We start from the raw sequence: 13,373 nt of genomic DNA on the forward strand, positions 1-13,373 counted from the left end.
ACATTTGAAATGCATTCCCACTGTAGGAGCGAGCCTGCTCGCGATGAACGATGACGCGGCGTTCCTGCCTGATCAGGACTGAGGATCAACCCGATCCAAAACACGGTTTACCGCCAGTTCGGCGAGCATCACGATCTGCTGGATGGCCAATGCCGTACTGCGTTGCGGACGGCTGAGCTGATCAGCGAAATCGCCAGCCATCACGTGGGCCGAGGCCAGGGACTCGCAGGCGTGAGCGAGGAGGCTTTCTGTGTCGATGTTCGGGTGGACGAGGAACATCGTGCTGGGTAGGCGCGGTTTTATGGGATCGGGGCTGAGGTAGAAATCGAGGGCGCGTTTTATGGCTTCGCGGTTTTTTAACTGGTCGTCGGCGCGGAGAGCGTCTTCGAGGGGGTTGTTGTTTCTAGCGGGGGATCGGGTACGGGCTTAGTCATGGAAACACTCTCTTATCAAATGATTTGAAGCCATCACTTGTCGTTTCTCACGCGACGAGAGGTGGCAGCTATGTGCGGAGTGAGAAACCGGTAAGAGAGCAACCCGGCCGAACCGAGGTTCGCCCGCACACAGCCGCCATAACGTATTGCCGGCAGCAGATGAGCTGGCGGCGATTATGGTCGTACTCGTGTTTGATTAAAACATCTCAACGGGTTCTCACACCCGATCGCCGAGTATTCGGCGACAACCCAAGCCTAGAGAGCGCACGTCCGACGGACAACCTGAAAACCTTGTGGGAAGGTTCACCCATTTCGAAACGCTTTTAAACACCCACTGCCGATGTAGGAGCTGCCGCAGGCTGCGATCTTTTGATGTTCAACGTCAGAGGCAAGATCAAAAGATCGCAGCCTGCGGCAGCTCCTACATAAGATTGCCGCCAACTAAAAAAATGGTCGGCTGGCGGGGCGCCATCGCGAGCAAGCTCTGCTCCTACGAAGAGCAAAAGCAGAACGCGCACCGCTTTTGCTTCTCACCACTCAACAGGATGAGCGTTAGCTCGGGTGCAGCTTTTGATCCTGATCCACGGGCGACGTCGGAAGGCTGAGTGGAGGGATTGATCCGGGGTGGGAGCGCAGCGACCGTTTGGCGCAGCCAAACACAGCGAGAGGAGGTGCAGCGAAGCAAACCGTAGGCGCTGCGCCCGGATCGATCCCGCAGCGAAGGAACCCCGAGCCCCAGCGAGCGGGCCGCACGCAGGAGCAAGCGTTTTTTGCTTACTTTTTTAGGCGCTTGTAAAAAAGTGAGTCGCCGTAAGGGCGAAACCCTAAGCCGCCATTACCGCAGCCACAGATATGTACACACGAAACTGACAGCGCTGACAGCCAGCCGTCACCCTCCTGACCCCCAAACAAGTTTATAACTACCCAACCTGCCCAAACTCCAAACCCTCGGCGCCTCAAAAGCATGCGAATCCAAAAGCACAAAGCCCTGCTAGCCACCCTCCTGATCCTGCTGGCAGCCACCGGCCTATGGTTTGCACTAAAACCCGCCCCCACCAAACTCGCCACCCCCACCGCCATTCCCGTGCGAGTCATAGCCGTCAGCGAAAAAGACGTCCCGCGCTACGTCAGCGGCATCGGCTCGGTGCTGTCTTTGCACAGCGTTGTGGTGCGCCCGCAAATCGACGGCATCCTCACCAAGCTGCTGGTCAAGGAAGGTCAACTGGTCAAGGCCGGCGATTTGCTCGCGACCATCGACGACCGCTCAATCCGCGCCAGCCTCGACCAGGCCCGCGCCCAACTGGGTGAAAGCCAGGCGCAGCTGCAAGTGGCGCTGGTCAACCTCAAGCGTTACAAACTGCTGAGCGTCGATGACGGCGTGTCCAAGCAGACCTACGACCAGCAACAGGCCTTGGTCAACCAACTCAAAGCCACCGCCCAAGGCAATCAAGCGTCCATCGACGCGGCTCAGGTGCAGCTTTCCTACACGCAGATTCGCTCCCCGGTCACCGGTCGCGTCGGTATTCGTACGGTGGACGAAGGCAACTTCCTGCGCATGGCTGACGCCCAAGGGCTGTTCACGGTGACCCAGATCGACCCGATTGCCGTGGAGTTTTCCCTGCCGCAGCAAATGCTGCCGACCCTGCAAGGTTTGATCAGCGACCCGCAGCGCGCTCAGGTGAAGGCCTACATCGGCGCCGACACCGATGGCGAAACCGGCAACCTGCTGGGCGAAGGCCACCTGACGCTGATTGACAACCAGATCAGCGCCAACACCGGGACCATCCGCGCCAAGGCTGAATTCGACAACGCCGGCCAGAAGCTCTGGCCCGGCCTGTTGGTGACGGTAAAAATTCAGACAGCGCTGGATAAAGATGCGCTGGTGGTGCCGCCGACCGTCGTACAGCGCGGCCTCGATCAACATTTCGTTTACCGGGTCAACGGCGACAAGGTCGAGATCGTCCAGGTGCAGATGGTTTATCAGGGCAGCGGCCAGGACATCATCACCGGCGTCAAACCGGGCGATGTGCTGGTCAGCGACGGCCAGTCCCGGCTCAAGCCCGGCTCGACCGTGCAGGTGCTGACCGAGCCGCCGCAAGTGGTGCAAGCGGAGCCTAAACAATGAAGGGCCCCTCCGCGTGGTGCATCGATCACCCGGTCGCCACCATCCTGTTGACCTTTGCTCTGGTGTTGCTGGGCGTCATTGCCTTCCCGCGTCTGCCTATCGCCCCGTTGCCGGAAGCAGAATTCCCGACCATTCAGGTGTCCGCGCAACTGCCCGGTGCCAGCCCCGACACCATGGCGTCGTCGGTGGCCACGCCGCTGGAAGTGCAATTCAGCGCCATCCCCGGCATGACCCAGATGACGTCGAGCAGTGCCTTGGGTTCGAGCCTGCTGACCCTGCAATTCACCCTCAATAAGAGCATCGACACCGCCGCCCAGGAAGTCCAGGCCGCGATCAACACCGCCGCCGGCAAACTGCCCAAGGACATGCCGACCCTGCCGACCTGGAAGAAGGTCAACCCGGCCGACAGCCCGGTGCTGATCCTCAGCGTCAGCTCGACCCAAATGCCCGGCACTGAACTCAGTGACCTGGTGGAAACCCTGCTGTCGCGTCAGATCAGTCAGATCGATGGCGTAGGCCAAATCAACATCACCGGTCAGCAACGTCCGGCGATCCGCGTCCAGGCCTCGGCGGACAAACTCGCGGCCATCGGCCTGACGTTGGCCGATATTCGCCTGGCGATCCAGCAGACCAGCCTTAACCTGGCCAAAGGTGCGTTGTACGGTGAGTCGAGCATTTCGACCCTGTCCACCAACGACCAGCTGTTCCACCCTGAGGATTACAGCCAACTCATCGTTTCCTACAAGGACGGTGCACCGGTTCACCTCAAGGATGTCGCCAAAGTCGTCAACGGTTCGGAAGATGCCTACGTTCAGGCGTGGGCTGGCGATCAACCGGGGGTGAACCTGGTGATCTCCCGGCAACCAGGGGCGAACATTGTCGAAACGGTCGATCGTATCCAAGCTGCACTGCCGGGCCTTGAAGCGATGCTGCCGGCCTCGGTGCAGGTCAAGGTGTTGATCGACCGGACCCAGACCATTCGCGCATCGTTGCATGAAGTGGAAATCACCCTGCTGATCGCGATCATGCTGGTGGTGGCGGTGATGGCGCTGTTCCTGCGCCAATGGTCGGCGACCATGATTGTGTCGGCCGTACTGGGTGTGTCGCTGACCGCCAGTTTCGCCCTGATGTACATCATGGGCTTCAGTCTGAATAACCTGACCCTGGTGGCCATCGTGGTGGCCGTGGGGTTTGTGGTGGACGATGCGATTGTGGTGGTGGAAAACATTCACCGTCACTTGGAGGCCGGCGACGGCATGCGCGAGGCGGCGATCAAAGGCGCCGGCGAGATTGGCTTCACCGTGGTCTCGATCAGCTTCTCGCTGGTGGCGGCGTTTATTCCGCTGCTGTTCATGGGCGGCGTGGTCGGGCGGCTGTTTAAAGAGTTTGCCCTGACGGCGACCTCGACCATTCTGATTTCGGTAGTGGTGTCGCTGACACTGGCGCCGACCCTGGCCGCGCTATATATGCGCGCACCGGTGCATCACGCTCACAGTAAAAAGACCTTCGGCGAACGCTTGCTGGATGGCTATGAAAAACTGCTGCGCCGCGCCCTCGCCCACCAGAAGTTGATGATCGGTGTGTTCTGCCTGTCGCTGGGCCTGGCGATTGCCGGTTACATCTTTATCCCCAAAGGTTTCTTCCCGATTCAGGACACCGGTTTCGTCCTCGGCACCACCGAAGCGGCTGCTGATATTTCCTACGGCGACATGGTGAAAAAGCACTTGGCGATGGCGGAAATCGTCGCGGCTGACCCGGCCGTGCAGGCGTTTTCCCACTCGGTCGGGGTGTCGGGCAGCAACCAGACCATCGCCAACGGCCGGTTCTGGATTGCGCTGAAACCACGCGGTGACCGCGACGTGAGCGCCAGCCAGTTCATCGACCGGATTCGCCCGCAATTGATGAAAGTCCCCGGCATCGTGCTCTATCTTCGCGCCGGCCAGGACATCAACCTCAGTTCCGGTCCGAGCCGCGCCCAGTATCAATACGTGCTCAAGAGCAACGACGGTGGCGTGCTGAGTACCTGGACCCAGCGCCTGACGGAAAAACTGCGGACCAACCCGGCGTTCCGTGATATTTCCAACGACCTGCAACTGGGCGGCAGCATCACCCACATCAGCATCGACCGCAGCGCCGCCGCGCGTTTCGGCCTGACCGCCAGCGATGTCGACGAAGCGTTGTACGATGCCTTCGGCCAGCGGCAGATCAACGAGTTCCAGACCCAGATCAACCAGTACAACGTGATCCTGGAACTGGACACCAAGCAGCGCGGCAAGGCTGAAAGCCTGAACTACTTCTACCTGCGCTCGCCGTTGAGCGGGGAAATGGTGCCGTTGTCGGCGCTGGCGAAATTCGATGCGCCGACCATCGGCCCATTGTCCATCGCCCACGACGGGATGTTCCCGGCCGCCAACCTCTCGTTCAACCTGGCGCCCGGCGTCGCGTTGGGTGATGCGGTGATCATGCTCAATCAGGCCAAAACCGACATCGGCATGCCGACGGCCATCAGCGGTAACTTCCAGGGCGCAGCCCAGGCGTTCCAGAGTTCGCTGGCCAGCCAACCGTGGCTGATTCTGGCGGCGCTGGTGGCGGTGTACATCATTCTGGGCGTGCTCTATGAGAGCTTCGTCCATCCGCTGACCATCATCTCGACTCTGCCGTCGGCCGGACTCGGGGCGGTGATCATGTTGTGGATCTGGGGCCAGGACTTTTCGATCATGGCGCTGATCGGGCTGGTGCTGCTGATCGGCATCGTCAAGAAAAATGGCATCCTGATGATCGACTTCGCCCTCGAAGCGCAGCGCAAGGGTGGCTTGCCGCCGGAAGAGGCGATTTTCAAGGCCTGTATCACGCGGTTCCGGCCCATCATCATGACCACCCTCGCCGCCCTGCTCGGCGCCTTGCCGCTGATGCTCGGCTACGGCACCGGCGCCGAACTGCGCCAGCCATTGGGTATTGCGGTAGTCGGCGGCTTGCTGGTGAGTCAGGCGCTGACGCTGTTTACCACTCCGGTCATATACTTGTGGCTGGAGCGGCTTTTCCATCGGCCCAAACCAATGCCGCTACCGGCACTGGCGACCACAGACTGAGGCGGGGTCATGCGCGTTCTGATTATCGAAGATGAAGAAAAAACCGCGGATTATCTGCACCGCGGCCTGACGGAACAGGGTTACACCGTGGATTTAGCGCGCGATGGCGTAGAGGGCCTGCACCTGGCGCTGGAAAGCGACTATGCGGTGATCATCCTCGACGTGATGCTGCCGGGTCTCGACGGCTTCGGCGTGTTGCGTGCCTTGCGCGCCCGCAAGCAAACCCCGGTGATCATGCTCACCGCCCGCGAGCGGGTCGAAGACCGGATCAGAGGCCTGCGCGATGGCGCCGACGATTACCTCGGCAAACCGTTTTCCTTCCTTGAGCTGGTGGCGCGCCTGCAAGCGCTGACCCGGCGCAGCGGCGGCCATGAACCGGTGCAAGTGAGCATCGCCGACCTGTGGATAGATTTGATCAGCCGTAAAGCCACCCGCGCCGGTGCTCGCCTGGACCTGACCGCCAAGGAGTTTTCACTGCTCAGCGTGCTGGCCCGACGCCAAGGTGAAATCCTCTCGAAAACCGCCATCGCCGAGATGGTCTGGGACATCAATTTCGACAGCGACGCGAACGTCGTCGAAGTCGCAATCAAACGCTTGCGGGCCAAGCTCGACGGGCCTTTCGACGAGAAGTTGCTGCACACCATTCGTGGCATGGGTTATGTGCTGGAGAGTCGCGGTGTCCAGTAACTCAATCGCGCTACGTTTGAGCGGGATGTTCACGCTGGTGGCATTGCTGGTGTTTCTGTTGATCGGCTGGGCGTTGTACCAGCAGGTCGACAAGGGTTTGGGGTTGTTGCCCGAAGCCGAGCTGGATGCGCGCTACAGCGTGCTTGAGTCTACGGTCGGACGGTTCGGCACGCCCGAGCACTGGGTGAAGATCTACAACAAGCTCAAACTGCTGGGCGAAGAAGACAAGCGCATCAGTTTCTGGATCATCAGCGGCGATTCGCAATACGAGTACGGCAACATCACCCCGCAGATCCGTGCCTTTGCCGAAGGGCCGCTGGGCCGGCGCGACCTTCAATTACCGGAACATGCCTACCCGCTGAAAGTGCTGGTCAGTCAGTTTCCGGCCAAGGACCAGCGCCCGCCGCTGCGTTTCATCATCGGCATCGACACCGAGACGTTTTTGCAGACTCAGCATCATCTTCTGCTCGCCTTGATCAGCCTGGCGATTATCGGCGTGTTGCTGGCCTCGGCGCTTGGTTATTGGGTGGCGCGGATCGGTCTCAAGCCGTTGATCAAGTTGTCGCAGGAGGCCCAGCGTCTGGCCCCGCCATTGCGCTCCGGGCGTTTACGGTTGTCGCCGTTGCCGCCGGAGCTGGATCAGTTTGTCAGTTCGTTCAACTCCACATTGGAGCGAGTCGAACAGGCCTATTCGCGGCTTGAGTCGTTCAACGCCGACGTCGCCCACGAACTGCGCTCGCCGCTGACCAACCTGATTGGCCAAACGCAAGTGGCGCTGACCCGCGGACGTTCGGCCGAACACTATTTCGAGGTGCTGCAATCGAACCTTGAAGAACTGGAACGGCTGCGCTCGATCATCAATGACATGCTGTTCCTCGCCAGCGCCGATCAAGGTAGCAAGGCAACCAAACTGACTTCCACGTCCCTGGCTGATGAAGTGGCCACGACCCTGGAGTATCTGGATTTCATTCTTGAAGATGCTCAGGTTCAGGTTCGGGTCAGCGGTGATGCACAGGTGAGCATTGAGATCGCGCATCTGCGGCGAGCATTGATCAACCTGCTGAGCAATGCGGTGCAACACACCGAGCCTGGCCAGGTGATTGAGGTGCGGATTGTGGTTGAAGAGCATCAGGTGAGTATTGGTGTGGCCAATCCGGGCTCACCGATTGCCAGTGAGCATTTGTCGCGATTGTTCGAGCGGTTTTATCGGGTGGATGCGTCGCGCAGCAACAGTGGGAATAACCATGGGCTGGGGTTGGCGATCGTCAAGGCGATTGCGTTGATGCATGGCGGGGATGTTTTTGTGCGCAGTGAGCATGGGATGAATACGTTCGGGATTCACCTGCCTGTTTAAAAGCCCCTCACCCTAACCCTCTCCCAAAGGGAGAGGGGACTGACCGAGTTGTCCTCTCGACATACACCGACCTGAAATATCCAGTCGAACTCAAGTTTTGAAAAGCAAAGAGATCTGCTCCCTTTCCCCTCGCACCCTTGGAGGAGAGGGGACTGACCGAGTTGTCCTGTCGAAGTACACCGACCTGAAATATCCAGTCGAACTCAAGTTTTAAAAAGCAAAGAGATCTGCTCCCTTTCCCCTCGCCCCCTTGGGGGAGAGGGGACTGACCGAGTTGTCCTGTCGAAGTACACCGACCTGAAATATCCAGTCGAACTCAAGTTTTGAAAAGCAAAGAGATCTGCTCCCTTTCCCCTCGCCCCCTTGGGCGAGAGGGGATTGACCGAGTTGTCCTGTCGCACACCGACCTGAAATATCCAGTCGAACTCAAGTTTTAAAAAGCAAAGAGATCTGCTCCCTTTCCCCTCGCCCCCTTGGGCGAGAGGGGACTGACCGGGTTGTCCTGTCGAAGTACACCGACCTGAAATATCCAGTCGAACTCAAGTTTTGAAAAGCAAAGATATCTGCTCCCTTTCCCCTCGCCCTCTTGGGCGAGAGGGGACTGACCGAGTTGTCCTGTCGAAGTACACCGACCTGAAATATCCAGTCGAACTCAAGTTTTGAAAAGCAAAGAGATCTGCTCCTGTAGAGACCGGTACATCCTTTACACATTAGACCGGGGACATCGTTTACACCTTTTCCAGGCTTGCTACGCGTTTAGCGCCGCGTTCAAGCCTGCCTAAACAGAAGGTGCAAAGGTACAACTCCCACACATCATCAGCCACCTCCTTCAGCGCGATCTCTTCGCCGATCAGTGCCTCTCCCAGAAAAATCAGCTGTCCTTTCCATTTGAACTCTCCGTTCGAACGAACCTTACGCACTTCAACGTCAGTGCCGTATTCAACCGCTGGCAGGTAACCGGGGTAGGGTCGTAACGACGGGCTATACACCGAAGCAGGTGGCTTCATGTCCAACGCGGTGTGCGGTCGAACCTGATTGAAGTCCTGGATGAAATCCTCAAAGGCCAATTGCTGGCGCACAAGATTTTCCGCAGGTGTTCGTAATACCGCTGCTTTCAGCGTTCGGTGCATCCGTTCGTGCCGGCCATTTTGGTCGGGACGGCCAGGCGTAATTGTCTCGACGTGGATTCCGTGCCTGATGAACCACACCGACAACTTCGACAAACGCGCCAAACCCGTTGATGCGAAGGGAGCGCCATTGTCCGTGCGAATCACATCCGGCAACCCAAACTCCCGGAAGGCCCACTCGAAGCCCTGCCGCGTCGGCTCCCCATGCGTGCTGGGCAATGCCCGGCAAAGCAGCAGATAGCGACTCATCTGGTCGGTAATGGTCAGCGGATAGCACCAATTGCCATCCTGCATTTTGAATTGCCCTTTGTAGTCGGCACACCAGGTCTGATTGGGTTGATCGACCGGACGCAAATGCGTCGGAGCGCGTGGGCGCACGGGATAGGGGCGCCGCGCGGTGACCAGACCAGCCTTCTTCAACCATATCCCGGCGGTACTCGCGGCCGGCCAGTGGATATCCGGATCGGAGACGCGTAGACGATCAATGATCTGCTTCGGCCCCCGATCGGGATGCTCGTTTTTCTTGGTCAGCAGCGTGGCTATGATTTCGTCGGGAGTCTGATGAGGGCAATTCAATGGCTTACGCGATTGCTCTTTCAAGCCATCCACGCCCAGCGCTGCATACCGTTCCAACCACTTGTCGATGGTTGGACGGCTGACGCCATAGCGCCGACTTAATTGGCTTTTGGTGTAACTGCCGCCAAGCCAGTCGCTGACTAACTTCACTCGTTGATCCATTGGGGATTCTTGATTCCAGGGCATGGTCAGCACCTCCTGACCATGATTGATACCTGTAAACCATGTCCCCGGTCTCAAACGTAAAGGATGTACCCGGTCTTTACCTCCCTTTCCCCTCGCCCCCTTGGGGGAGAGGGCTGGGGTGAGGGGGTAGCTCTTAGCCGCACCGCACTATTCGACTTTTACTTCCTGCGCAACAGTCCTTTCTGAAATCAGCTCTGTTTCCTATCGTCCTTGAACCTTAACCTTGGCGCACCAAACAGCACTTGCCAAGCAAAGGTTTTAAAGATGTCCAACACTATGGGTATTGCCAGCGCTTTCGTTTTGTCCGCTTTGTTCCTGTCCCCGCTCGCCATGGCTGAAGAGTCGCCAGCCTTTGTTGCCCAAAACGCGGCACGGGCAAAAGCGTTCGAACAGTCTCAGGCCGAGATGACCGCAAAAGCCCAAGACGCGACGCAGGCGCCTCAGGCTGCCGCAACCCAGGCTCAAGCGTCCGAGAAAGACAGCTGAGTCGCGCACCGCTCCGTTTCCCTCGACGCGGTTGTTTGGCTCTTCCCGTTCAACCGTCGTCACTCCAGGCCGCTGCCATTCAGCGGCCTTTTTTCGTTGTGGTCTGAAAGCCGTTTGGTTCGTCTGTAACAACAAGAAACATCAAGCGCCTCAAAATATAGAGGTGCCAGTTGACCCAAGGAGCTCCATTGCACGTGCGTTACCCAGTCCGCTTTACTCCGTTGTTCATTGCAATTGCCGCAACGATGGCATCTTCCGCTCACGCCGATGAGCCTGCCAAAGAAGGTTTTGTCGAAGGGTCGAGCCTCAACCTCAACGCCCGCAACTACTACATGAACCGCAACCGGCACCAGCACACCGATGACAACATCGAGTGGGGCCAGGGCTTTCTCGGCAAGTTCGAATCCGGCTTCACCGAAGGCACCGTCGGTTTCGGCCTCGACGCCCACGCCATGCTCGGGCTGAAACTCGACGGCGGTGGCGGCACCGACAATTCGAGCATCCTGCCGGTGAGCGCTGGCAACGGCAAAGCGCCGGGCTCGTTCTCCACCGCCGGCGGCACGCTGAAAATGCGCGCCTTCGATACCGAATTGAAGGCCGGTGACCTGTTTCTCACTAACCCGGTAATCGCCGGCGGTGAAAGCCGCATGCTGCCGCAGACCTTTCGTGGTGTCAGCCTGACCAATCACAGCTTCGATGGCTGGTTGATTGAAGGTGGCCAGGCCAGTTTCACCAAGCCTTACAACCAGAGCGGCCACAAGCGCATCAGCACCTCTTACGGCACCCTCGCCGACGGTGAAGAGAGCCAGCACCTGAACTGGGCCGGCGTGGCCTGGAGCGGTTTGCCGGGTCTGACCAGCAGCCTGTACGCCTCCGAGCTCAAGGACATCTGGAACCAGTACTACTACGATCTGGATTACACCTACGCGTTGAACGACCTCGTTAGCCTCAACCCGGGCCTGCACTTCTATCACACACAAGACACCGGTGATGCGCTGCTCGGCAACATCGACAACAACACCTACAGCCTGCATTTCACCGTCGGCGTGGGCAATCACAGCGTTACGGCCGCGTATCAGCGGGTCAACGGCAACACGCCGTTCGACTACATCAGCCAGGGCGACAGCATCTACCTGGACAACTCCCAGCAGTACTCGGACTTCAACGGCCCGAACGAGCGTTCGTGGAAACTCAAGTACGCCTACGATTTCGTCGGTCTCGGCTTGCCTGGCCTGACCTCGGCGGTTTCCTACTCCCGGGGTGAAACGGACTTGACCAAGGTCGATCCGGACAGCAAGGGCTACACCTCGTGGTACAGCGCCGACGGCAAACACGCCAAGCATTGGGAGCGCGACGTCGATCTGAAATACGTGGTTCAGGGCGGCAAGGCCAAGGACCTGGCGGTGCGCCTGCAATGGGCGACCAACCGCGGTGGCAATGGCTACGGCGCGCTCGATCAGGACACCGATGAATACCGTGTGATCGTCGATTACCCGATCAACGTCTTCTAAGATCAGCATCAAATCAGCTGCGATCTGATACAAATTTTGATTGAAATGGTTTTTGTGGCGAGGGGATTTATCCCCGATGGACTGCGCAGCAGACCCTTTTTGCGGCCGCTTCGCAGCCCATCGGGGATAAATCCCCTCGCCACAGTAGATCTGTTTCAGTGTTATCCCCCGCAGTGTTTGTGCAACTACGCTTATAAGATCCCCCAACCGATAACCCCATCATGATCGCGAGCCGTACCCCACCCGTTACGGGCAAGACCGGACGCCCCGAGTTGCTGCTGATCTGCGGCAGTTCACTGACCGTGATCGCGATTATCTGCATCGTCACCTTTCTGCTGATTCGTGAGCACGCCAACGCTCAGGACTCGGCCACCCGCAGCGCCACCACCATCGCGCAATTGATCGACGCCGACGTCCTGCGCACGGTCGAACTGTACGACCTGACCCTGCAAGGCCTGATCGCCGCCGCCCAGCGTGATGACTTGCGCGACGTCACCCCAGAGATTCGCCATCTGGCGCTGTTCGACCGCTCCACCACCGCGCGCTTCAAAGGCGACATCCTGCTGCTCGACAAGCATGGCGAGGTGATTGCCGACTCCTCGCGGGTCGACCCCAAACCGGGTAATTTCGCCGACCGCGACTACTTCCTCGCGCACGCTTTCAACCGTGATGTCGGCATGTTCATCAGCCGCCCGTTCAAAACCCGCTGCGACTGCGATGAGGCCAATCAATGGCGCATCAGCTTCAGCCGGCGCATTTCCTCGGACACCGGGGAGTTCATCGGCGTGGCCGTGGCGTCGATGAAACTCGACTACTTCGATCAGTTGTTCAACAGCCTCGACATCGGCAAAAACAGCACGCTGAACATCATCGACAACGACGGCGTGCTGCTCGCGCAGAAGCCCTATCTGCAAAGCGACTCCATCGGCAAGAGCTTCGGCAATCGGCCCAACGTGGTGCGGATTCTGCGCGACAAGGATGGTAATGGCAGTTTCACCAGCATTTCGAGTATCGACCATCAACGGCGCCTCTACACCTATTCGCGGGTTGGCAATCTGCCGCTGACGGTGATGGTCGCGCTCTCCAGCGATGAGGTATTTGCCACTTGGCGCCGCACCGCGATATTGATCAGCGGCGCGACTGGCGTGCTGTGCGCGGGTTTGCTGTGGCTGACCTGGCTGCTCGCCCGCGAACTGCGTTTGCGCCAGCGGGCCGAGCGTGAACTGGCGCAACTGGCGGCCACGGATGCGCTGACCGGTGTCGCCAACCGGCGGATGCTTGATCAGTCGTTGCGCCACGAATGGTTCCGCGCACAGCGTTCGGGCCAGCCGATATCGGTGATGATGATCGATGCCGACCATTTCAAGGCGTTCAATGACCGCCACGGCCATCCGGCCGGGGATCAGGCGTTGAAAACACTGGCCCGAGTGATCATTGAAAACGTACGACGACCGGCGGATGTGGTCGCCCGTTACGGCGGTGAGGAGTTTTCGGTGATCCTGCCGGAAACCGACAGCGCGGGCGCGAAGCAGATCGCCGAACACATCCGTGAGGCGGTGGAGCAACTGCCATTGGTGGCGAATGCCAAGACGCCGATGACTGTCAGTATCGGGATTAGTACCTGGACCAGTGCGAGCGAGATCAGCCTGGAGCAGTTGTTGTTTGCGGCGGACAAGGCGTTGTATCAGGCCAAGGAAACGGGACGTAACCGGGTGGTGGCTTAGCTGAGTTTTTCGCTGAGCCGACGGGCTTGCTCGCGAAGGGGCCAGCGCAGACAACACAAAAAATCGCGGGTATA

8 protein-coding genes and 1 pseudogene are annotated in these 13,373 nt (G+C 59.0%); 7 read left to right on the forward strand and 2 right to left on the reverse strand.

All coding sequences use genetic code 11. From position 1 onward, the window contains the following. Nucleotides 1-72: 72 nt before the first annotated feature. A pseudogene (locus tag JFT87_RS27570) lies at nt 73-434 on the reverse strand (DUF6124 family protein). A gap of 964 nt (nt 435-1,398) precedes the next feature. Here JFT87_RS27570 and JFT87_RS27575 point away from each other — a divergent pair. Genes JFT87_RS27575 through JFT87_RS27590 form a run of 4 tightly spaced genes read left to right on the forward strand, consistent with a single transcriptional unit; the run spans nt 1,399 to nt 7,689 of the window. Beyond that, nucleotides 1,399-2,559 carry an efflux RND transporter periplasmic adaptor subunit gene (locus tag JFT87_RS27575; protein WP_201206531.1) on the forward strand — a complete coding sequence of 387 codons (1,161 nt, stop codon included), beginning with the start codon at nt 1,399-1,401 and terminating at the stop codon, nt 2,557-2,559. Continuing rightward, nucleotides 2,556-5,648: a multidrug efflux RND transporter permease subunit gene (locus JFT87_RS27580; RefSeq protein ID WP_201206533.1), complete on the forward strand. Its 3,093-nt coding sequence runs from the start codon at nt 2,556-2,558 to the stop codon at nt 5,646-5,648. Before JFT87_RS27575 ends, JFT87_RS27580 begins: the two co-directional genes overlap by 4 nt. A gap of 9 nt (nt 5,649-5,657) precedes the next feature. Then, nucleotides 5,658-6,335, forward strand: a complete 678-nt coding sequence (locus tag JFT87_RS27585; protein ID WP_201206535.1) for a heavy metal response regulator transcription factor — start codon at nt 5,658-5,660, stop codon at nt 6,333-6,335. Beyond that, nucleotides 6,325-7,689, forward strand: coding sequence for a heavy metal sensor histidine kinase (locus JFT87_RS27590; protein WP_201206537.1), 1,365 nt, complete (start codon nt 6,325-6,327; stop codon nt 7,687-7,689). Before JFT87_RS27585 ends, JFT87_RS27590 begins: the two co-directional genes overlap by 11 nt. Nucleotides 7,690-8,417: 728 nt before the next feature. Here JFT87_RS27590 and JFT87_RS27595 read toward each other — a convergent pair. Continuing rightward, a complete protein-coding gene (locus JFT87_RS27595) occupies nt 8,418-9,578 on the reverse strand; it encodes an integrase core domain-containing protein (protein WP_141130028.1) in 1,161 nt (386 codons plus the stop codon). 264 nt (nt 9,579-9,842) lie between these two features. Here JFT87_RS27595 and JFT87_RS27600 point away from each other — a divergent pair, with 264 nt between their 5' ends. From JFT87_RS27600 to JFT87_RS27610, 3 genes are all read left to right on the forward strand, one after another. Next, nucleotides 9,843-10,064: a hypothetical protein gene (locus JFT87_RS27600; protein WP_201206539.1), complete on the forward strand. Its 222-nt coding sequence runs from the start codon at nt 9,843-9,845 to the stop codon at nt 10,062-10,064. Between the two features lie 194 nt (nt 10,065-10,258). After that, a complete protein-coding gene (locus JFT87_RS27605; RefSeq protein ID WP_201206541.1) occupies nt 10,259-11,575 on the forward strand; it encodes an OprD family outer membrane porin in 1,317 nt (438 codons plus the stop codon). 221 nt (nt 11,576-11,796) lie between these two features. Continuing rightward, nucleotides 11,797-13,299 carry a sensor domain-containing diguanylate cyclase gene (locus JFT87_RS27610; RefSeq protein WP_201206543.1) on the forward strand — a complete coding sequence of 501 codons (1,503 nt, stop codon included), beginning with the start codon at nt 11,797-11,799 and terminating at the stop codon, nt 13,297-13,299. Nucleotides 13,300-13,373 lie beyond the last annotated feature (74 nt).

Origin of the sequence: Pseudomonas sp. TH15, from assembly GCF_016651105.1 — a bacterium.
GTDB lineage: Bacteria > Pseudomonadota > Gammaproteobacteria > Pseudomonadales > Pseudomonadaceae > Aquipseudomonas.

Bases quoted from the DNA above. Each gene is read 5' to 3' on its own strand.
- JFT87_RS27585 (WP_201206535.1), top strand. From the start codon at position 5,658: ATGCGCGTTCTGATTATCGAAGATGAAGAAAAAACCGCGGATTATCTG.
- JFT87_RS27610 (WP_201206543.1), top strand. From the start codon at position 11,797: ATGATCGCGAGCCGTACCCCACCCGTTACGGGCAAGACCGGACGCCCC.
- JFT87_RS27580 (WP_201206533.1), top strand. From the start codon at position 2,556: ATGAAGGGCCCCTCCGCGTGGTGCATCGATCACCCGGTCGCCACCATC.
- JFT87_RS27600 (WP_201206539.1), top strand. From the start codon at position 9,843: ATGTCCAACACTATGGGTATTGCCAGCGCTTTCGTTTTGTCCGCTTTG.
- JFT87_RS27595 (WP_141130028.1), bottom strand. From the start codon at position 9,578: ATGCCCTGGAATCAAGAATCCCCAATGGATCAACGAGTGAAGTTAGTC.
- JFT87_RS27575 (WP_201206531.1), top strand. From the start codon at position 1,399: ATGCGAATCCAAAAGCACAAAGCCCTGCTAGCCACCCTCCTGATCCTG.